23 protein-coding genes are annotated in these 17,796 nt (G+C 69.6%); 17 read left to right on the top strand and 6 right to left on the bottom strand.

Annotated features, from left to right (window positions below):
* Positions 1-4 precede the first annotated feature (4 nt).
* Positions 5-1,225, top strand: coding sequence for an acetyl-CoA C-acetyltransferase (locus ACXJJ3_RS10895; protein ID WP_458169853.1), 1,221 nt, complete (start codon positions 5-7; stop codon positions 1,223-1,225).
* Positions 1,225-1,977 (top strand): SDR family oxidoreductase, encoded by a 753-nt coding sequence (locus tag ACXJJ3_RS10890; RefSeq protein ID WP_458169852.1) that lies wholly within the window; start codon positions 1,225-1,227, stop codon positions 1,975-1,977. Before ACXJJ3_RS10895 ends, ACXJJ3_RS10890 begins: the two co-directional genes overlap by 1 nt.
* Here ACXJJ3_RS10890 and ACXJJ3_RS10885 read toward each other — a convergent pair.
* A complete protein-coding gene (locus ACXJJ3_RS10885; protein ID WP_458169851.1) occupies positions 1,974-2,549 on the bottom strand; it encodes a TIGR03086 family metal-binding protein in 576 nt (191 codons plus the stop codon). The two genes, ACXJJ3_RS10890 and ACXJJ3_RS10885, sit on opposite strands and share 4 nt — an antisense overlap.
* Positions 2,550-2,603: 54 nt before the next feature.
* Here ACXJJ3_RS10885 and ACXJJ3_RS10880 point away from each other — a divergent pair, with 54 nt between their 5' ends.
* From ACXJJ3_RS10880 to ACXJJ3_RS10865, 4 genes are all read left to right on the top strand, one after another.
* A complete protein-coding gene (locus tag ACXJJ3_RS10880) occupies positions 2,604-3,302 on the top strand; it encodes a helix-turn-helix transcriptional regulator (RefSeq protein WP_458169850.1) in 699 nt (232 codons plus the stop codon).
* Between the two features lie 32 nt (positions 3,303-3,334).
* The gene (locus ACXJJ3_RS10875) at positions 3,335-3,583 is read left to right on the top strand and encodes a WCX domain-containing protein (RefSeq protein ID WP_458169849.1); all 249 of its coding nucleotides are present in this window, start codon (positions 3,335-3,337) and stop codon (positions 3,581-3,583) included.
* A gap of 192 nt (positions 3,584-3,775) precedes the next feature.
* On the top strand, positions 3,776-4,687 hold the full coding sequence (locus ACXJJ3_RS10870; protein ID WP_458169848.1) for a GNAT family N-acetyltransferase: 912 nt from the start codon (positions 3,776-3,778) through the stop codon (positions 4,685-4,687).
* Between the two features lie 91 nt (positions 4,688-4,778).
* Positions 4,779-5,663 carry a GNAT family N-acetyltransferase gene (locus ACXJJ3_RS10865; protein WP_458169847.1) on the top strand — a complete coding sequence of 295 codons (885 nt, stop codon included), beginning with the start codon at positions 4,779-4,781 and terminating at the stop codon, positions 5,661-5,663.
* Here ACXJJ3_RS10865 and ACXJJ3_RS10860 read toward each other — a convergent pair.
* Positions 5,660-6,115: a MaoC family dehydratase gene (locus tag ACXJJ3_RS10860; protein ID WP_458169846.1), complete on the bottom strand. Its 456-nt coding sequence runs from the start codon at positions 6,113-6,115 to the stop codon at positions 5,660-5,662. The two genes, ACXJJ3_RS10865 and ACXJJ3_RS10860, sit on opposite strands and share 4 nt — an antisense overlap.
* Before the next feature lie 10 nt (positions 6,116-6,125).
* A complete protein-coding gene (locus ACXJJ3_RS10855; RefSeq protein WP_458169845.1) occupies positions 6,126-6,881 on the bottom strand; it encodes an SDR family oxidoreductase in 756 nt (251 codons plus the stop codon).
* Positions 6,882-6,959: 78 nt separating this feature from the next.
* Here ACXJJ3_RS10855 and ACXJJ3_RS10850 point away from each other — a divergent pair, with 78 nt between their 5' ends.
* From ACXJJ3_RS10850 to ACXJJ3_RS10835, 4 genes are read left to right on the top strand one after another with little or no spacing between them, the layout of a single operon-like run.
* Positions 6,960-7,397 carry an acyl-CoA thioesterase gene (locus ACXJJ3_RS10850; RefSeq protein WP_458169844.1) on the top strand — a complete coding sequence of 146 codons (438 nt, stop codon included), beginning with the start codon at positions 6,960-6,962 and terminating at the stop codon, positions 7,395-7,397.
* Complete coding sequence (locus ACXJJ3_RS10845; protein ID WP_458169843.1) at positions 7,397-7,813, top strand: acyl-CoA thioesterase; 417 nt, start codon at positions 7,397-7,399, stop codon at positions 7,811-7,813. Before ACXJJ3_RS10850 ends, ACXJJ3_RS10845 begins: the two co-directional genes overlap by 1 nt.
* A gap of 15 nt (positions 7,814-7,828) precedes the next feature.
* On the top strand, positions 7,829-8,248 hold the full coding sequence (locus tag ACXJJ3_RS10840) for a globin (protein WP_458169842.1): 420 nt from the start codon (positions 7,829-7,831) through the stop codon (positions 8,246-8,248).
* 26 nt (positions 8,249-8,274) lie between these two features.
* The gene (locus ACXJJ3_RS10835) at positions 8,275-8,703 is read left to right on the top strand and encodes an OsmC family protein (protein ID WP_458169841.1); all 429 of its coding nucleotides are present in this window, start codon (positions 8,275-8,277) and stop codon (positions 8,701-8,703) included.
* A gap of 45 nt (positions 8,704-8,748) precedes the next feature.
* On the opposite strand, the gene ACXJJ3_RS10830 is transcribed toward ACXJJ3_RS10835, so the two are convergent.
* Together ACXJJ3_RS10830 and ACXJJ3_RS10825 are read right to left on the bottom strand one after the other, a co-directional pair.
* Complete coding sequence (locus ACXJJ3_RS10830) at positions 8,749-9,744, bottom strand: chitinase (protein ID WP_458169840.1); 996 nt, start codon at positions 9,742-9,744, stop codon at positions 8,749-8,751.
* A gap of 111 nt (positions 9,745-9,855) precedes the next feature.
* Complete coding sequence (locus ACXJJ3_RS10825) at positions 9,856-10,512, bottom strand: mechanosensitive ion channel family protein (protein ID WP_458169839.1); 657 nt, start codon at positions 10,510-10,512, stop codon at positions 9,856-9,858.
* A 152-nt stretch (positions 10,513-10,664) separates the two neighbouring features.
* Here ACXJJ3_RS10825 and ACXJJ3_RS10820 point away from each other — a divergent pair, with 152 nt between their 5' ends.
* The 6 genes from ACXJJ3_RS10820 (at position 10,665) to ACXJJ3_RS10795 (ending at position 15,800) form a co-directional block, all read left to right on the top strand.
* Positions 10,665-11,672, top strand: coding sequence for a hypothetical protein (locus ACXJJ3_RS10820; RefSeq protein WP_458169838.1), 1,008 nt, complete (start codon positions 10,665-10,667; stop codon positions 11,670-11,672).
* 53 nt (positions 11,673-11,725) lie between these two features.
* A complete protein-coding gene (gene malQ, locus ACXJJ3_RS10815) occupies positions 11,726-13,843 on the top strand; it encodes a 4-alpha-glucanotransferase (protein ID WP_458169837.1) in 2,118 nt (705 codons plus the stop codon).
* A 76-nt stretch (positions 13,844-13,919) separates the two neighbouring features.
* A complete protein-coding gene (locus tag ACXJJ3_RS10810) occupies positions 13,920-14,420 on the top strand; it encodes a hypothetical protein (protein WP_458169836.1) in 501 nt (166 codons plus the stop codon).
* A gap of 124 nt (positions 14,421-14,544) precedes the next feature.
* Positions 14,545-14,826 (top strand): aa3-type cytochrome oxidase subunit CtaJ, encoded by a 282-nt coding sequence (gene ctaJ, locus ACXJJ3_RS10805; protein WP_458169835.1) that lies wholly within the window; start codon positions 14,545-14,547, stop codon positions 14,824-14,826.
* Positions 14,813-15,214 carry a DUF5130 family protein gene (locus ACXJJ3_RS10800; RefSeq protein WP_458169834.1) on the top strand — a complete coding sequence of 134 codons (402 nt, stop codon included), beginning with the start codon at positions 14,813-14,815 and terminating at the stop codon, positions 15,212-15,214. The genes ctaJ and ACXJJ3_RS10800 overlap by 14 nt, the downstream gene beginning before the upstream one ends.
* A gap of 4 nt (positions 15,215-15,218) precedes the next feature.
* The gene (locus ACXJJ3_RS10795) at positions 15,219-15,800 is read left to right on the top strand and encodes a GNAT family N-acetyltransferase (RefSeq protein WP_458169833.1); all 582 of its coding nucleotides are present in this window, start codon (positions 15,219-15,221) and stop codon (positions 15,798-15,800) included.
* Here ACXJJ3_RS10795 and ACXJJ3_RS10790 read toward each other — a convergent pair.
* Positions 15,782-16,405 (bottom strand): hypothetical protein, encoded by a 624-nt coding sequence (locus ACXJJ3_RS10790; RefSeq protein ID WP_458169832.1) that lies wholly within the window; start codon positions 16,403-16,405, stop codon positions 15,782-15,784. The two genes, ACXJJ3_RS10795 and ACXJJ3_RS10790, sit on opposite strands and share 19 nt — an antisense overlap.
* Before the next feature lie 257 nt (positions 16,406-16,662).
* Between ACXJJ3_RS10790 and ACXJJ3_RS10785 the strand changes: the two genes are divergently transcribed.
* Positions 16,663-17,793 carry a serine hydrolase domain-containing protein gene (locus ACXJJ3_RS10785; protein ID WP_458169831.1) on the top strand — a complete coding sequence of 377 codons (1,131 nt, stop codon included), beginning with the start codon at positions 16,663-16,665 and terminating at the stop codon, positions 17,791-17,793.
* Positions 17,794-17,796 lie beyond the last annotated feature (3 nt).

The following is a 17,796-nucleotide window of genomic DNA, read 5'->3' as shown; positions in this document are numbered from 1 at the left end:
ACACATGCCTGAAGCAGTCATCGTCTCGACGGCCCGGTCGCCGATCGGCCGTGCGAACAAGGGATCGCTGACCACGATCCGGCCCGACGACCTCGCGGTCCAGATGATCAAGGCGGCCACCGAGAAGGTCGGCCTCACCGGTGACCAGATCGAGGATCTGGCGCTCGGCTGCGCGGAGCCGCACGACGAGCACGGCGGGAACATGGCGCGCCGGGTCGCGGTGCAGCTCGGCTGGGACAACACGCCCGCGACGACCGTGAACCGGTTCTGCGCGTCGTCGACGCAGACCGCGCGGATGGCGTACCACGCGATCAAGGCCGGCGAGGGCGACATCTTCGTCAGCGCCGGCGTCGAGTGCGTCTCGCGGTACAAGAACTTCGGGTCGGCGGGCGTCGGGGACCCGAGCTCGTTCAACCCGCTCTTCTCCGACGCGGTGGCGCGGACCGAGAAGTACGCCGAGACCAACGACACCTGGCACGACCCGCGGCAGGACGGGCTGCTCCCGGACATCTACATCTCGATGGGGCAGACCGCGGAGAACGTCGCGACGCTGCGCGGGATCTCCCGCGCGGACCAGGACGTGTTCGGCGTCCGCTCGCAGAACCTGGCGGAGAAGGCGATCGACAACGGGTTCTTCGAGCGGGAGATCACGCCGGTGACGCTGCCGGACGGGACCGTCGTGAGCAAGGACGACGGGCCGCGCCCGGGGACGACGCTCGAGGGGGTCAGCGGCCTCAAGCCGGTGTTCCGCCCGGACGGAACGGTGACGGCCGGCAACTGCTGCCCGCTGAACGACGGGGCCGCCGCGGTCGTGATCATGAGCGACACCAAGGCGCGCGAGCTCGGGCTGACGCCGCTGGCGCGGATCGTGTCGACCGGTGTCAGCGGGCTGTCGCCGGAGATCATGGGGCTCGGTCCCGTCGAGGCGTCGAAGCAGGCGCTGGCCCGGGCCGGGATGAGCATCAACGACATCGACCTGGTCGAGATCAACGAGGCGTTCGCGGTCCAGGTGATCGGGTCCGCGCGCGAGCTCGGCATCGACGAGGACCGGCTGAACGTGCACGGCGGCGCGATCGCGCTCGGCCACCCGTTCGGGTCGACCGGTGCGCGGATCATGACCACGCTGGTGAACGGCCTGCAGTTCGAGGACAAGCAGTTCGGCCTCGAAACCATGTGCGTCGGTGGCGGCCAGGGTATGGCGATCGTGCTCGAGCGTCTCAGCTGATGAGTTTGGACGGCCGGACGGCGATCGTCACCGGAGCCTCGCGTGGGATCGGGTTGGCAGTCGCCCAGCGGCTAGTGGCCGACGGCGCGCGTGTCGTCGTCACCGGGCGGACCCAGGAGACGCTGGACGAGGCCGTGCAGAGCTTGGGCGGTCGTGAGCACGCCCTTGGGATCGCGGGCAACGCCGCGGACGCCACGCATCGCGGTGCGGTCGTGGCGGCCGCGGTGGCAAGGTACGGCTCGGTGGATCTGTTGGTGAACAACACCGGCATCAACCCGATCTACGGGAAGCTGCTGGACGTGGATCAGGCCGTGGCCTCCAAGATGGTCGACACGAACGTGCTGGCTGCTATTGCCTGGGTGAAGGCGTGCCGGGACGCGTGGATGGGCACCAACGGCGGATCAGTGGTGAACCTGTCCTCGGTGGCCGGGCTGGCGCCGTCGCCCGGCATCGGGTGGTACGGCGCCACCAAGGCGATGCTGTCACGCGTGACGCAGGAGTTGGCCGTGGAACTGGCTCCGGAGATCCGGGTGAACGCCGTGGCTCCGGCGGTGGTGAAGACCAAGTTCGCCGGAGCGCTCTACGAAGGGCGTGAAGACAAGGTCGCGGCGACGTACCCGTTGGGTCGTCTGGGCCGGCCGGAGGACGTCGCGTCGCTGGTGTGGTTCCTGCTGTCCGACGAGGCGTCCTGGATCACCGGCCAGACCATCACGATCGACGGCGGCCTCACCCTGAACGGCGGGATCGTCTAGGGCTGACGACCCTGCCAGGCGGCCAGCTGGTCGTACGGCGACGCGTCGGTGGCGACCTGCACCACCGGGCCGAACGGGACGTGGCCGCCACGCTGGTCGGCCGGAATGAACTGCTGGACCAACGGCAGCACCTGTGTCGCCAGGTCGTCGTCCAGTTCGCTCAGGCGACCCGTGGCCTTCGCCAGGTCCCAGGAGTGCGTCGTGAGCTCGCCCGTGTAGCCGACGATGGCGGCAGCGCCCGGCAGCGTTGCCCAGGGCAGCTTGCAGATCCGGCCGAGCACGGTGTCGTCGGTCAGCGTGGTGTCGAGCGCGACACGACGCTCCTTCCACGCAGCGGGTACGTCGTCGACGCCCGTGGTCACCATGGGGATCGTCAGCGGGTCGCCGCCCTGCAACGCGAGGTTGATGCGCGCGATGACGGTCAGCAGGTGCCCCAGCAGCGTGTTCACGTCGTACTCGTCGCACGGCGTCGGCAGGGCGAGGTCGTCCGGGCTGGTGGCGTTGACGAGCTGCTCTGTCTGGTCGAGGGCGCGGACGAAGAGCGGTCGGGGATCGTTCTCAACGAAAGTCATGAAGAGAGCATCGTGGGATATATACGACATCTTCTGTCCCATATTGTTGGGGACATGCGGGCGGACCGGTTGTTGCAGATCATCTTGTTGTTGCAGCGGCACGAGCGGTTGAGTGCGCGGGAGCTCGCAGAGCGGCTGGAAGTGTCCTCGCGGACGGTGATGCGGGACATGGAGGCGCTGTCCGCGGCCGGCGTGCCGGTGTACTGCGAGCGCGGGCGCAACGGCGGCTGTGTGCTGCTCCCGGGGTACCGGGCGGACGTCAGCGAGCTCACGCCGCGGGAGGCGCAGGCGTTGTTCGCATGGTCGGGGCGTGCTGCGCTGTCGGACGAGCTCGGGCTGCAGGACGCGCTCCACTCCGCAATGGGCAAGCTGTCCGCGACTCTGCCGGCCGAGCTGCAGGGAGACGCTGACGCGCTCTCCGGGGCGATCGTGCTCGACCGGCGTCGCTGGTTCGCGGACGCCGAGGACACCGGCGCCTTGCCGGTACTACGGCAAGCGGTCGTCAAACGCCGTCGGGTCCGACTGCGGTACGCGTCGGCCAGTGGGGGCGTCCAGCAACGAACGGTCGACCCGTGGGGGCTCGTGGAGCAGGCCGGCCGTTGGTACCTGGTGGCGGCGCATCGCGGGGCGGCGCGGATGTACCGGGTGTCGCGGGTCGAGCAGGCGGATCTCCTGGACGAGGCCGCCGAGCCGCCGAGCGGCCGGACGGGCTGGACGTACGGGCCGAGTGGGAGCGGCTGCGGTCCGGGCTAGAGCGGCACGCGCCGGTCGGCGTCGACGTCCTGGTGCGGGTCCGGCCGGAGAGCGTCGGCGTCATCCGGCGGATCGCCGCGCCGATGCTGGGCAAGGGGGAGGTGCCGCGGGCGGTGCCGTCCGACGACGAGTGGCCGCACCTGCGGTTGCACTTCCGGATCCGGGAGGCGGCGAGCGGCGTACTGCTCGGGTTCGCGGGTGATCTGGAGGTGCTGGAGCCTGCGGACCTGCGGGGCCGGATGCTGGAGTTGGCGCGGGCCGCGGTGGCGAGGTACGGCTGAGATGCGGACGCCCCGCCGCCGGTGACCCCGTCGCGTGCAACCACGATGGCACTTCCGGCGGTCGGGGCATTCAGTCCGACAGCACCGCGCTACTTTAATACGAGTTCGCCCCACAGCCGAATCACGGGACTCGCGCGATCACGTCTCTTAATGCGTGGCGTGCGTACGGCCCGCTGGCTAGGGTCGCGGAGCATGAGGACTCGGGCGGTAGTACGGCAGGCTGTGGCGGACGACGCCGAGGCGGTGGCGGCGGTACGGCGGGTGGTGGCGCCGTACAAGGTGATGTCGGTCGCGGCGGCCCGGCACATGCTGACTGTGCAGGCACCGGGGGAGCGGTTCCTCCCGCTGGTCGCCGAACGCGACGGCGAGATCGTTGCCTGGGCGTCGGCCGGGCTGAACGTGTGGACCAGCGAACCCGGGCAGGCCGGGATGCTCGTGTTCGTGCACCCGGACCACCGCAAGCAGGGCATCGGCAGCGAGCTCGCCGAGCGCCTGCACCAGCATCTGACCGAGGTCGGCGCCGTGCGGGTTCGCACGTTCGTCCAGCCGGAGGGCCTCGAGTTCGCCCGCAAGCTCGGGTACGACGGGACGCGGCAGATGCACTACGCCGGGCTGGAGCTGACGGAGCCGACCGGGTTGCCGGAGCAGCCGCCGACGCCGGACGGGATCGAGCTGGTCCGGTTCGACAAGGTCGACCCGCACGCGGCGTACGAGGCCGACTCGATCGCGTCGCTGGACGAGCCGAGCGACTCGCCGCTGGACGCAGTGGAGTACGGCCAATGGCTCGAGGAGATCTGGAACAGCCCGTCGCTGGACAAGTCGCTCAGCGTCGCGGCGATGGCCGGTGCCGAGGTGGCGGCGTTCACGGTCGTCGAGACAGCGGGTGACCGGATGTGGTCCGGGATGACCGGCACGATCCCGGCGTACCGCGGCAAGGGGCTGGCGAAGGTGGTGAAGTCGGTCGCGCTCCGGCAGGCGATCGCGGCCGGGATCACGTCGGCGTACACCTCGAACGACGACGCCAACGGGCCGATGCTTGCCGTCAACAACTGGCTCGGCTACCGCCGCGTGCAGACCGAGCTGGGCCTGCTGCGAACCCTCTGAGACAGAGCTGTAATCCCTTTACTTCCGGTATGCACCTGAAAGAGCGTTAGATTCCGGGGGACTCGTTGTTGGAGTGCCCAAGGAGTTTTGGATGGAGATCAGGGCGGCCGGTCCGGGGGATGTCGATCAGGCCGTGGCGCTGCACGACGCGCTGGTTCCGTATCTGGCGACCACACGTGGCATGCTGACCCGCGACCTGGCCCGGCCGGGCGTGCCGGGGCGGGCGACGTACGTCGCGCTCGACGGCGGTGAACTGGTGGGCTGGGCAACGACCGGGCTGATCGCCGGTTCGGATCCACTGGACGGCCAGCTCAGGTTGCTGGTCCGGCCGGAGCACCGGCGCCGCGGGATCGGCACGCAGTTGCTGGAGGCAACGCACGCGAACCTGCGGGCGGCCGGGGCGACGAGTGCGCGCGTGTTCGCGGACCCGGCGTCGGTGGAGTGGGCCGCGCGGTTCGGGTACCGGCAGACGCGGCAGGTGCACTACGCGGGCATCGACCCGCGGAAGGTTGCCGAGCACCCCGAGCCGCCGTCCGCCGTCCAGCTGGTCGCGCTCACCGACGTACGGCCCGAGGACCTGTACGCCGCGGACGTGGTCGCCCAGCGCACCAAGCCGGGGGACGCGAAGATCTCCGCGCGGCCGTACGACGAATGGCTGGCCGCCGTCTGGCAGTCCGCGGACACGGTCCTCGACCTGAGCGTGGCGGCGACCTACCGCGACCAGATCGTGGCGTTCACGATGGGCCTCGGCGATCACACGATGATCTGGTCCAAGATGACCTCGACGCTGCCGGAGTACCGCGGCCGCGGCCTCGCGAAGCTGGTGAAGGCCACCGCCCTGCGGCGTGCCGCCGGGGCCGGCGTGCGCGGCGCGTACACCGCCAACTACGACGGCAACGCGCCGATGCTCGCGGTCAACGACTGGCTCGGCTATCACCGCATCGCCACGCACGCGGTGCTGATCTGCCCCCTCTAGGGAACGAGCAGTACGACGGTCTCCGCGACGCAGGCGGGCTTCGTCGAGTTCTCCAGCTCGATCACCCAGTTGAGCGACACCTGGACGCCGGCCGGGGTCTCGACGGCGTTCGAGATCGACGCGCCGGCGCGGACCCGGGTGCCCACCGGGACCGGCGCCGGGAAGCGGACCTTGTTCACGCCGTAGTTCAGCTTGGCCGTCACGCCGTCGACCTTGAACAGCTCGTCGCCGAAGCGCGCGATCAGGCTCAGCGTCAGGTAACCGTGCGCGATCGTCCCGCCGTACGGGCCCTTCGCGGCGCGCTCGACGTCGACGTGGATCCACTGGTGGTCACCGGTCGCGTCGGCGAACTGGTTCACCTGCTCCTGGGTGATCTCCAGCCATTCGGTCTCACCGAGCTGGGTACCGACGGCGTGCGACACCTCGTCGGCACCGTTGAAGGTCTGCGGCATGAGGGCTCCTCTAGTTGCGGGGTCCGCCGGCGACGTACAGCACCTGGCCGGAGACGAAACCGGCCTCCTCGCTGCAGAAGAACGACGCGGCGGCGGCGATGTCCTCCGGCTTGCCGGTGCGCTGCACCGGGATGGTCGCGGCGGTCGCCTTTTTGAACTCCTCGAAGTCGACGCCGACCCGGGCCGCGGTGGCCGCCGTCATGTCGGTCTCGATGAAGCCCGGCGCGATCGCGTTCGCGGTGACGCCGAACTTGCCCAGCTCGATCGCCAGCGTCTTCGCCAGCCCCTGCAGGCCGGCCTTCGCGGACGCGTAGTTCGCCTGGCCGCGGTTGCCGAGCGCCGAGGTCGACGACAGGAACACCATCCGGCCGTACTTCGCCTCGACCATGTGCGCCTGGCAGGCCTTCGACATCAGGAAGCTGCCCTTGAGGTGCACCGACATGACCGTGTCCCAGTCGTCCTCGGACATCTTGAACAGCAGGTTGTCGCGCAGCACGCCGGCGTTGTTCACCAGGATCGTCGGCGCGCCCAGCTCGGACGCCACCCGCTCGACCGCGGCCGCGACCTGGTCGGACTTGCTGACGTCGGCACCGACCGCGATCGCCTTGCCGCCGGCGTCGGTGATCGCCTGCACGGTCGCGGCGCAGGCACCCTCGTCGAGGTCGACGACCGCGACGGCGTTCCCGTCCGCGGCGAGCCGCTGCGCGACCGCCGCGCCGATTCCCCGGGCCGCCCCGGTCACGATCGCCACCCGCTGCTCGCTCATCAACCACTCCAATCGTCCACTGGTCTGCCGAAGATGACATTACCCACGGTCTGTCACGCCGGAGGTACCCCGGATGACATGATCGTGGGTGTGGATCATCACAACCGCCACGTCTACCACTGTCCGTTGCGCTGGGGCGACATGGACGCGCTCGGTCATGTGAACAACGGCCGGTACGTCGACTACCTCCAGGACGCCCGCGTCGACTTCCTGTTCCGGACCGCGAAGGAGCTCGGCGCCGACACGCTCGAGACCGGGCTGCTGGTCGCCCGGCACGAGGTGCAGTACCGCGCGCCGCTGCACTTCCGCGCGGAGCCGGTCCGGATCGAGCTGTGGATCAGCGAGATCAAGGCGGCGTCGTTCACGGTCGACTACGAGATCCTGGACGCCGAGCCGGAACGCCGTACGTACGTCGAGGCCCGCACCCGGCTGGTGCCGTTCGACTTCGCGGCGAACCGCCTGCGCCGGATCACCCCGCAGGAGCGGACCGCGCTCGAGAAGCTGGTGGGCGCCTGATGTACACGTACCAGGTCCAGGTCCGGTGGTCCGACATCGACTCGTACGACCACGTCAACAACGTCCGGTACTTCGACTACCTGCAGGAAGCGCGGATCGCGTTCCTCACCCAGCTGATGGCCGCGACCGGCGACTACTTCGAGCAGTATCCGTGCGTCCTGGTCAGCCAGACGGTCGACTACCTCCGCCCGATCCTGCTCCGGCACCCGCCGTACGACGTGGACGTGTGGATCAGCGCCGTCGGTACGTCGTCGTACACGCTCGGCTCCCGGATCGTGGACCGCAGTGGCGAGTCCGACGACGTGTACGCGAAGGCGGAGTCCGTGATCGTCGCCGTCGACGGTGCGACGCACGCGAAACGGTCCCTCGGGGACGACGAACGGGCAGCCCTGCTGCAGCACGTTTCGACCACTTGAGAGACTGGATCCGAGATGACTGAGCAGCAGAGCTTCTACGATGCCGTCGGTGGGGCGGACACCTTCCACCGCTTGGTGGCCGCGTTCTACCGCGGCGTTGCCGCCGACCCGGAGCTGCGGGCGATGTATCCGGAGGAGGACCTCGGCCCGGCCGAGGTGCGGTTCCGGATGTTCCTCGAGCAGTACTGGGGCGGTCCGCGGACGTATTCCGAGCAGCGCGGGCACCCCCGGCTGCGGATGCGGCACGCCCCGTTCGCCGTCACCCCGAGCCAACGGGACCGGTGGCTCGGCCACATGCGGGCCGCGCTGGACGAGCTCGGCCTGACACCCGAGCAGGACGAGCAGATCTGGACCTACATGGTGATGGCCGCGCACAGCATGGTGAACACCGACGAACCCAACTATCCCGGCGCGATCGACGTGTCCGGACGCTGAACCTCTTCTAAGGAGACAACACGAGCATGGCTACCATCCGTACGGCGAAGGCGCACTGGGAAGGCTCGCTGATGGAGGGCGCCGGCCAGGTCGCCCTCGAGTCCTCGGGCGTCGGCACCTACGACGTCACCTGGGCCTCCCGCGCGAACGATGCCAACGGCAAGACCAGCCCGGAAGAGCTGATCGCGGCCGCGCACTCGACCTGCTTCTCGATGGCGCTGTCGCACGCGCTCGCCCAGGGCGGCCACGCGCCGGCCTCGATCGACACCCAGGCCGACGTCACGTTCCAGCCGGGTGAGGGCATCACCGGCATCAAGCTGGCCGTGAACGGCAACGTCCCCGGCCTGACCGCCGACGAGTTCGCGGAGTTCGCCGAGGGCGCGAAGAAGAACTGCCCGGTCTCGCAGGCGCTGTCCGCGGTCCCGATCACGCTGGACGTCACCTTCACCGCCTGACGTTCTGCCGAGTGCCCCGGCCGGTCGGCCGGGGCACTCGCATGTTCAGCGCCGGTACTGCGCGATCACCTTGGTGAAGTCGTACGCGTTCTGAGAGATCCCGCTGCACGTGTCACCGTCGCCGCCGCCGGAGCACTGCCGGTCGCGGTTGACGGCCCAGAACGTGAACCGGGCCAGGTGGTGCTGCTGGGCGTACGCGAGCAGCGTCTTGAAGTCGGACAGCCGGACGGTCTCGCCGGCGTCGTCGGTCTTGCCGTTCATCGACGAGATGCCCATGTGCCGGTACGCCTCGTCGTCGGAGTAGCCGTACGCGCTCTTCAGCCGGCCCTTGAGGCCTTCCTCCGCCTGCTTGGTGAGCGTGGCCATGTTCGTCGAGCCGCCACCGAAGTCGAACGGCATCAGCACCCAGCCGTCGTTCGCCAGCCCGGCGGCCGCGCCCTTCTTGATCAGGTCGACGCCCGAGGCGTCCGGCCCGCTCTGGTCGGTGCCCATCGTGATGTACGTCGTGATCCCCGGGTTCTTACTCTTCACGATCTTCAGCGCGCTCACCACCCGCTGCCGGGCGGCCGAGCTGTGGAACTCGGTGTCCTCGATGTCGATGTCGATCGCCTTCAGCTGGTAGGCGTCGATGACCTTCTGGTACGCGCCGGCCAGCGCCGAGGCAGAGCTGCACTTCTCGCCGAGCTTGTTGCCGGACCAGCCGCCGAACGACGGGATCACGTCGCCGCCGGCCGCCCGGATACTGTTGATCGCGGACTGGTCGGACCCGCCGGTGAGCGGCCGGCTGCCGTCCCATTTCGGGTTGCAGCCGCCGTCGGACAGCACGAAGGCGAGCGTGAACCACTTGTTCCCGGCGGCCTTCATCACGTCGGCCGGCTTCTGCGGGTTCCCCCAGCCGAGATACAGGTACGGCGCCGCGGGCATGGCGGCTGCATCGGCTCGGACCTGCGGGGTGGGTACCGGCCGGGTGCTCGCCTGTGCGACGGACGCGATGCCGGTCGCCAGGCACGCGGCGGTCACCGCGCTCACGAGGATCTTCATGACTCTCCTTGGATCGGGGGGCGGTCAGAGTCTCGAATCAATAGGAAGGTTTCCTAATGATTCTGCTCGATCATGACCCTCCGGTCGCAAGGCGTCAACAGCTGCCGGATCTCAGTCCTGGGACCCGTGCGCCGGTCCCTCGTCGGCCTTGGCCTCTTCTTCCTTCTCCATGCCGGAGCCGACACCGGAGGAGCCGCCGCTGTTCGGGTCGCGGGTGGTCAGGTTGCCGACCCGGAGTACCTCGCCGTTGCGGACGTACCAGGTGGTGCCGTCCTCACCGCGGAGCGTGGTGATCCGCAGGCCGACCGCGACCACGGTGCCGGTCGCCTTCTCCATGTCGATCAGGTCGCCGACGCCGTACTGGTCCTCGAAGATCATGAACACGCCGGCCAGGAAGTCCTTCACCAGCGTCTGGGCGCCGAAGCCGAGCGCGACGCCGATGATGCTCGCCGAGGCGATCACCGGCAGGATGTTGAACCCGAGCTCGGCCAGCACCATCACCACCAGGACGGCGGTGAGCACGATCGTCACGGCGCTGGTGAGCAGCGACGCGATCGTCTCCGCCCGCTGCGCCCGGCGTTCGTTGGCCAGCGTGTTCTCGACGAACTCCTGGCCGCGCTTGGACTTCGCGAGCACGCCGGCGACGGCGCCGTTCCCGGTCCGCCGGGCGAACCGGCGGATGATCTTGTGCAACACCCAGCGGAGCACGAAGAAACCGATGATCAGACCGGCGATCCGGGCCGGTACGACGATGATCTGATCGGTCATCTCCAGCTTGCCGCTCGAGTCCGTCCGGAAGAAGGTCGGGAAGGAGCTCGGCAGCGAAAACAGGGGGTGACTGACTAGGGACGCAAGGTAGCTGGTCAGAATAGGCATCTCGCCGCCCGATGGTAGTAGGGCTGACAAGGAGAAGCGATCGCATGTCGAGTCGGCTGGACGACGAGCTTTCCAGGCTCGTGAGTGCTGGTGTGCTGCGCCAGTACCAGGCCGACTCGATCCGGGACGCCGCCGACGCCGAGATCGACGCGGCCCTCGCGGACCCGGGCCGGCCCCGGCCCCCGGCAGAGCCCGCCGAACCGGCCGAACCGGCTCCGCCGAAGACCCGCCCGGCACCGGTCCATACCAACGCGCTGGTCGAGGTCCTCGGGTACGTCGGCGGCGCGCTGCTGCTCGGCGCCGTCGCGCTCCTGACCTTGGCGAACTGGGGTGAGATGGGCCGTGCCGCGCGGATCACCACCGGTACGACGGCCGCCGTCGTACTGCTCGGTGTCGCGGTGCTGCTGGCGCTGCTCGGGCGTCGTGCGCAGCTGAGTGCGGCGCTCGCGTCGCTGGGCTGCTGCGTGACCGGGTTCGCGACCTACGTGGCGATCGAGGGGGAGCCCGGGCGGGTCGCCGGGGTGGTCGTGGCGCTCGCGCTGGCGGCCGGCGGACTGTGGTGGCTCAAGGAGTCTTCGTTGCTGGTGGCAACGTTTGGGATCCTGGCCGTCGGTGTGCTGGTGATCACCTCGGACGTCCTGACTCCGGACACCGGGTCGGCCGCGAACAGCGCCGGCATCGCCGGGACCGGTTTCATCGTGGTCGCGTTCGTGTTCGCGATGCTCGGCCTGGTGCGCGACCAGGTGACGTCGTGGTCACTGGCCGGAGCCGCGATGTTCAGCTCGTCGATCTGCTGGCTGGTGCAGGAGCGCGGCGAGATCATGGCGCTGGCCGTCGGTACGGCGGGACCGGCCGCGCTGCTGGTCGCGTACGGGCGGACCCGGCGCTCGGCGTACGCCGTGGTGGGCTGCGCGATCCTCCTGGTGATCTGGCCGACGGCCCTGTACCAGCTGACCGACAACCTCGGCGGTGTCGCGATCGGCCTGGTCGTCGCGAGCGGCGTACTGCTGCTGGCGGTGCTGATGCTGAGCCGTCGTCGCTCGAACGAGTAACGCAACGCGCGCCGTTTGGCCGTACGCGCGGTTGATACGGCAGACTCGCTGGGGTGACAGCTCCCACTCCGGCCCTTGTCGAGCTTGCAGTCGCCCATGGCGTGGCCACGGAGTACTGGAACTGGCAAGGCGAGCACGTGGTCGTTTCCAGCGAGGTCGTGTCCGACGTACTCGCGGCACTCGGTGTCGATGCGTCCACGCCGGAGAAGGCCGCCCTTGCGCTGGCTGAGCACCAGCAGGCGCGCTGGCGCCGGACGCTGCCGGCCACGGTCGTGATGCGTGAGGGCTGGACGCCCTGGTTCGCCGTCCACGTACCGCACGGGTCGGCCGCGGAGGTGTGGGTGGACCTCGAGGACGGCGGTCAGCGGCGGGACATCCCGCAGCAGGACCACTGGGTCGAGCCGGAGTGGGTCGACGGCGTACAGGTCGGTGAGGCGACGTTCCAGCTGCCCGGCGACCTGCCGCTCGGGTATCACCGGCTGTGCGCGCGGATCGGTACCAACCCGGAGATCTCGGTCAGCACGCTGATCGTCACGCCGCGGAAGCTGGAGCCCGAGAAGCTGCCGCGCACGTGGGGCTGGGTCCTGCAGCTGTACTCCGTCCGCTCCCGGCGCTCCTGGGGGATCGGCGACCTGCACGACCTGGGGGACCTGGCTGCCTGGTCGGCGCACGACCTGGGTGCCGGCTTCGTCCTGGTGAACCCCCTGCACGCGGCCGAGCTGGCCGGCCGGATGGAACCGTCGCCGTACCTCCCGGCGTCCCGGCGGTTCGGGAACCCGATCTACCTGCGCATCGAGGACATCGACGAGTACGGCGACCTCGCGCCGATGGAGCGCGACCAGGTCCGGGCATTGGCGCTGCAGGCGCGGGCGCTCAGCGAGGACTCGACCGCGCTCGACCGGGACACCGTCTGGGCCGCGAAGCGCGAGGCCCTCCAGGTGCTGTTCCGCGTGCAGCCGTCGGTCGGGCGGATCGCGGAGTACGGCGCGTACTGCGACCGCGAGAGCCAGGGGCTGATCGACTTCGCGACCTGGGCCGCGATCGCCGACGTCCACGGCCCGGAGTGGAGCAAGTGGCCGGAGGAACTGCAGGAGCCGATGTCACCGGCTGTTGTTGCCTTCCGCAACGAGAACCCGGACGCGGTCGAGTTCCACTGCTGGCTGCAGTGGCAGCTGGACGAGCAGCTCGGGCGTACGCAGGCGCGGGCGAAGGCGGCCGGGATGGCGTTGGGCGTCGTGCACGACCTGGCCGTCGGCGTACATCCCGACGGGGCCGACGCGTGGGCATTGCAGCACGTGCTCGCGCAGAACATCCACGTGGGTGCCCCGCCGGACGCGTTCAACCAGCAGGGGCAGGACTGGTCGCAGCCGCCGTGGCGCCCGAACGCGCTGGCCGAGACCGGGTACGCCGCCTGGCGGGACCTGGTGCGAGCGGTGATGCGGCACGGTGGCGGGCTGCGGATCGACCACATCCTCGGCATGTTCCGGCTGTGGTGGGTGACGTCGCCGGAGCGTCCTACCGAGGGCACGTACGTCCGGTACGACCACGAGGCGCTGGTGGGCATCCTGGTGCTGGAGGCGCAGCGCGCCGGGGTCACGGTGATCGGTGAGGACCTGGGCACTGTCGAGCCGTGGGTCCGCGACTACCTCACCGAACGCGGCGTTCTCGGTACGTCGGTGCTCTGGTTCGAGCGGGACGCCAACGGGAAGCCCCTGGCGCCGGAGAGGTGGCGGGAGCTCTGTCTGGCCACAGTGACGACGCATGACCTGCCGCCGACGGCTGGGTACCTGGCCGGCGACCATGTGGAGCTCCGGAACCGATTGGGCCTGCTGACGCGACCTGTGGCCGAGGAGCTCGCTGTTGACGAGGCTGACCGGGACGCGTGGCTCAACGCGCTCCGGGAGCGCCACCTGCTCAGCAACACCGACGGCGACGTCGAGCGGATCGTCGAGGCGCTGCACCGGTACGTCGCGCACACGCCGTCGAAGCTGGTCGGTGTCGCGCTGACGGACGCCGTGGGGGAGCGTCGTACCCAGAACCAGCCGGGCACCACCGACGAGTACCCGAACTGGCGGGTGCCGCTCGGTGGACCGGAGGGCGAGCCGGTGCTGGTCGAGGACCTCCCGAACAACCTGCGGCTACGCCGCCTGATCGGCGCGCTGAACATCTAGGGCACCGCGTTTCGGAAATATCTTTCGCGGGAAACTCACTTCTTGAAAAACCGCCCCGTTTCAAGGAGTGTCCCCCATGAAATCTGTGCTCCGACGCGTCGTCGTACCGCTGGTCGCCGTCCTGGCTGGGTTGCTGCCCGGTGTGGTGATGGTCGAACAGGCCTCCGCGGTCACCAAGATGACGCACGCCCAGGCGACCGCGATCTTCCGCGCCGCCGGTATCACCTGGTCGTCCAGCGGCAACTGCTCGAACCGCAACGTGGCGACCTGTACCTCCTTCGACCAGATCAACGACAGCACCGTGTACGGCGTCCGCACGCTCAAGACCGCGAGCGGGTGCGCGATCAACATCACCGGTGGGACCGAGACCGGGCATGCCAGTGGTACGTACAGCCACTGGAACGGGTACAAGGTCGACCTCGGGAAGAACACCTGCATCACGAACTACATCCACGGGTTCACCCGGATCGCGAACCGGGGCGACGGCTACCCGCAGTGGCAGTCCGGCGCCGGCAACATCTACGCCGACGAAGGCTCCCACTGGGACGTGACGTACTACAACTGCGGCGGCTGCTGAGAGAAGAACAAGCAGCCGCGCTTCGCGCGGGTTGGCGGGGAGACTGCGGCGGCTGCTGACGTTGCAGAGGGCTGCTGGAGGGGCGGTGGCTCCTCCGGCAGCTGTCAGGTACTAGGCTTCTGGCGTGATTGCTGAATTGTCCGGGCACTCGTTGCTGGTGTTCGTCGGGATTCCGGTGCTGGTGATCGCGGTGGTGGCGTTGCTGACGTTCGCCTCCTCGATCGCGAACGGCCCGCGGTACCGTCCGGGGCTGTCCTGGTGGGCACCGCCGGTCTGGATCAACGGCCCGACGGCGACCAAGCCCGACCCCGCCCACCTGCCCGAGCTGGAGCCCGCCGCTCCGGCCACCGCGACGGCCGGTGCCGGCGTCGCCCGCACCATCGGAGGCGCAAGTGCCAGCTGGTGACGCTTTCACCCCTGATCAGCTCTACGACATCGAGCGCGCGGTCCGGAACGCCGAGGAGGCGTCCGGCCTGCACTTCTCGGTGTACGTCGGTGGCGCCGACTCCGAGACCCGTCCGTTCGCGATCGAGCTGCTCAACGAGCTGGACGACCCGGACAGCACCGTCCTGGTGTACGTCGACCCGGCCGGGCGCCGGCTGGAGATCGTGACCGGCGAGCAGGCCCGCCGCCAGCTGTCGGACGCGTCCGCCGGCCTGGCCGCGCTGACCATGCAGACGTCGTTCGCGACCGGCGACCTCGCCGGCGGTCTGGTCACCGGCGTCCAGCAGCTCGGGGCGCACGCGCACCAGGCGCCGCTGCTGCACGCGAACAACGAGCCGCACAAGCTCTAGAACCATGGCAGCACTGCGACCACATCGCATCGAGCTGGGCGATGTGGTCCTCCGCCCGTTCGTCGCGTCCGACGAGGCCGCGGTGGCCGCCGCGCTGCAGGATCCCGGCATCCTGCGCTGGACGGCCGGGACCGCGGTGATCAGCTCTCCGGCGGACCTCCGGGCCCGGCGGTGGCTGGAGCCGCGGATCGACGGCTGGGCGCGCGGCAACGCGGTCTTCGCGATCGCCGAGTGGGACACCGACCAGGTGATCGGCAACGTCTCGCTGCGGGATGTGCACCGGGTGCCCGACCAGGCCGTCGCGGCGTACTGGGTGAGCCCGGTCGCCCGCGGACGCCGGCTCGGTGCCCGCGCCCTGGACGCGGCGGCCCGGTGGGGCTTCGCCACCGACGGCCTCCGCCTGCACCGCATCTCGCTCGACCATTCGCTCGTCAACGAGGGCTCCTGCCACGTCGCACTCCGGGCCGGCTTCCGCCTCGAAGGCGTGATGCGCGACTACTACGTCGAGCCGACCGGCCAGCGACACGACTCCCACCTCCACGCCCGCCTCGCAACGGACGATGTACCTCAGCCGGCTGGTTCGTAGGTCGGGCAGGGGCCTGGGTACGCCGCTTGCGTGCGCGGGTCTTGGCAGAGGTTGAGCATCTGCTCGGACGACGTGCCCGGGCCGAGGTACACGACCCAGGTCCCGGTGATCGGCGCCAGGGAGCTGTCGGTCAGGCCGCGGTACTGGCCGTTGACCAGCATCGCCTTCGCGGGGATCCCGGACCGGGTGACCTTGGTGGCGGTCGCCTTCGCGGTGTCGCCTGCCTCGGCCGGGTACTTGTCGAGGACGGCGATCCACTGGCCGTGCATGAACTTCGGGGACTCCGGGCCGGTGTTCACCGGCGGCAGGGTCGTGGTCTGCGCCTTGGCGGTCGGCTTGGTCTGCGACACCGGCGGCCGGCGGTCCGCCTTCGTGACGCTCCCGGACGCGCTCGCGGTCGGCGCCGCGGCCCCGTCGTCGGTCCCAGAGCCCATTCCTGCGCCCATCCCCGAGCCGATCCCCAGCCCGTCGGCCGTCGGATCCGTGGTGGTGCCGCGCGTCAGGATGACCGCGAACACGGCAGCCAGCGCCAGCCCGGCCACGATGCCCGCGCTGATCGCACTCCGCGACCGCTTCTTCTTCCGGCGATGCCCGACACGTGTCACGACAACGGTCCCTCCCCAAGAACTCCGGTGCAGCTTAAACCGAACTCCAGGGAAAGTGAGCAGCTTTCAGGTGGCAAGAATCTCTTTCCCACAAGGGAAATCGCGGACCGCACACGCGTCCTCACGATCCGCCGACCAACAATCGTTTGACCCTCGCGGGTAGCGCCCGCGCGACCACAGCCCGGGTCCGAAGGCGATGGTCCGCGCGCGGACGGCTTGGAAAGGTCGGGGCCAACGGCTTGGAAGGAGTCACCCCGATGAAGCGTCTGCTCGCCATCACCCTCGTACTCGCCGCAACCATCGCACCGGCGACGGCTGTCGCGACCGGCCGGTCGTCCCTCCAGCGAGATGCCGACGCGATCCGCGCGACCGGTGTGACCGGCGTGATCGTCCGCGAGACGACCGGTGCCCGCTCGCGGACCGTCGTCAGCGGAGTCGGCGAGCTGGGCGGTCGGCCGCCGCGACCCGATGGACATTTCCGGATTGGAAGTACCAACAAGTTGCTCGTCGCCACGGTGGTCCTGCAGCTCGTGGCGGAGCACCGGATGCGGCTCGACGACCCGGTCGAGCGCTGGCTGCCCGGACTCGTGCAGGGCAACGGGTACGACGGGCAACGCATCACCGTCCGGCAGTTGCTGCAGCACACCGCCGGCATCTACGACGGCAAGTTCCCGCTGATCGAGAACGCGCAGCAGTACTACGAACGCCGCTACACGGTCCACACCGAGGACGAGATCGTCCGCGCCGGGCTCAGCCACCGCCCGGACTTCCAGCCGGGCCAGGGCTGGAGCTACTCGAACACGGGCTACGACCTGGCCGGTCTGGTGATCAAGGCGGTCACCGGACGGACCTGGTACGACGAGGTCGACCGCCGGATCGTCCGCCCGCTACGGCTCGCGAACACGTACTTCCCGAGGACCGACCCGCGGATCGCCCCGCCGTACGCGCACGGGTACACGCGCTTCGCGGCCGCGACGTACACCGACACCACCGAGCTGATCGACGCGGACGCGTCCGGCGGGTACATCTCCACCCTGAAGGACCTGGACGCGATCGTGCGCGCGGTGTTCGACGGCCGGCTGTTGCGGCCCGCGGAACGGCGGGAGCTGATGCGCACGGTGCGGACCGACGGCAGTACGGACGACTTCTGGCCGGACGCGCGGTACGGTCTGGGCGTCTTCTCCCGGGACCTCCCGTGCGGCGGCACGGTGTGGATCCCGAGCGGCGACCAGATCGGCTACCGGACGCGGACGGGTGTCAGCGCGGACGGCCGGCGCAGTGTCGTCGTCTCGATGTCCACCCAGCTCAACGACTCGCTGCCGGACGCCATGGCGCAGGAGAAGGCGGCCAAGGACCTCATCGACGACGCATTCTGCCAAGGGGCTTGACCT

The sequence above is a fragment of the Kribbella sp. WER1 genome (assembly GCF_054189145.1).
The sequence above is the reverse complement of the archived record's forward strand: the minus strand, read 5'-3'. Positions and strand labels throughout refer to the sequence as shown.

Excerpts from the sequence above, each read along its gene's own strand:
- ACXJJ3_RS10880 (WP_458169850.1), top strand. The coding sequence starts at position 2,604 with ATGCGGGCGGACCGGTTGTTGCAGATCATCTTGTTGTTGCAGCGGCAC.
- ACXJJ3_RS10825 (WP_458169839.1), bottom strand. The coding sequence starts at position 10,512 with ATGACCGATCAGATCATCGTCGTACCGGCCCGGATCGCCGGTCTGATC.
- ACXJJ3_RS10860 (WP_458169846.1), bottom strand. The coding sequence starts at position 6,115 with ATGCCGCAGACCTTCAACGGTGCCGACGAGGTGTCGCACGCCGTCGGT.
- ACXJJ3_RS10890 (WP_458169852.1), top strand. The coding sequence starts at position 1,225 with ATGAGTTTGGACGGCCGGACGGCGATCGTCACCGGAGCCTCGCGTGGG.
- ACXJJ3_RS10830 (WP_458169840.1), bottom strand. The coding sequence starts at position 9,744 with ATGAAGATCCTCGTGAGCGCGGTGACCGCCGCGTGCCTGGCGACCGGC.
- ACXJJ3_RS10895 (WP_458169853.1), top strand. The coding sequence starts at position 5 with ATGCCTGAAGCAGTCATCGTCTCGACGGCCCGGTCGCCGATCGGCCGT.
- ACXJJ3_RS10855 (WP_458169845.1), bottom strand. The coding sequence starts at position 6,881 with ATGAGCGAGCAGCGGGTGGCGATCGTGACCGGGGCGGCCCGGGGAATC.
- ACXJJ3_RS10865 (WP_458169847.1), top strand. The coding sequence starts at position 4,779 with ATGGAGATCAGGGCGGCCGGTCCGGGGGATGTCGATCAGGCCGTGGCG.
- ACXJJ3_RS10795 (WP_458169833.1), top strand. The coding sequence starts at position 15,219 with ATGGCAGCACTGCGACCACATCGCATCGAGCTGGGCGATGTGGTCCTC.
- ACXJJ3_RS10785 (WP_458169831.1), top strand. The coding sequence starts at position 16,663 with ATGAAGCGTCTGCTCGCCATCACCCTCGTACTCGCCGCAACCATCGCA.
- ACXJJ3_RS10845 (WP_458169843.1), top strand. The coding sequence starts at position 7,397 with ATGTACACGTACCAGGTCCAGGTCCGGTGGTCCGACATCGACTCGTAC.
- ACXJJ3_RS10810 (WP_458169836.1), top strand. The coding sequence starts at position 13,920 with ATGAAATCTGTGCTCCGACGCGTCGTCGTACCGCTGGTCGCCGTCCTG.
- ACXJJ3_RS10820 (WP_458169838.1), top strand. The coding sequence starts at position 10,665 with ATGTCGAGTCGGCTGGACGACGAGCTTTCCAGGCTCGTGAGTGCTGGT.
- ACXJJ3_RS10835 (WP_458169841.1), top strand. The coding sequence starts at position 8,275 with ATGGCTACCATCCGTACGGCGAAGGCGCACTGGGAAGGCTCGCTGATG.
- ACXJJ3_RS10885 (WP_458169851.1), bottom strand. The coding sequence starts at position 2,549 with ATGACTTTCGTTGAGAACGATCCCCGACCGCTCTTCGTCCGCGCCCTC.
- ACXJJ3_RS10850 (WP_458169844.1), top strand. The coding sequence starts at position 6,960 with ATGATCGTGGGTGTGGATCATCACAACCGCCACGTCTACCACTGTCCG.
- ACXJJ3_RS10870 (WP_458169848.1), top strand. The coding sequence starts at position 3,776 with ATGAGGACTCGGGCGGTAGTACGGCAGGCTGTGGCGGACGACGCCGAG.
- ACXJJ3_RS10840 (WP_458169842.1), top strand. The coding sequence starts at position 7,829 with ATGACTGAGCAGCAGAGCTTCTACGATGCCGTCGGTGGGGCGGACACC.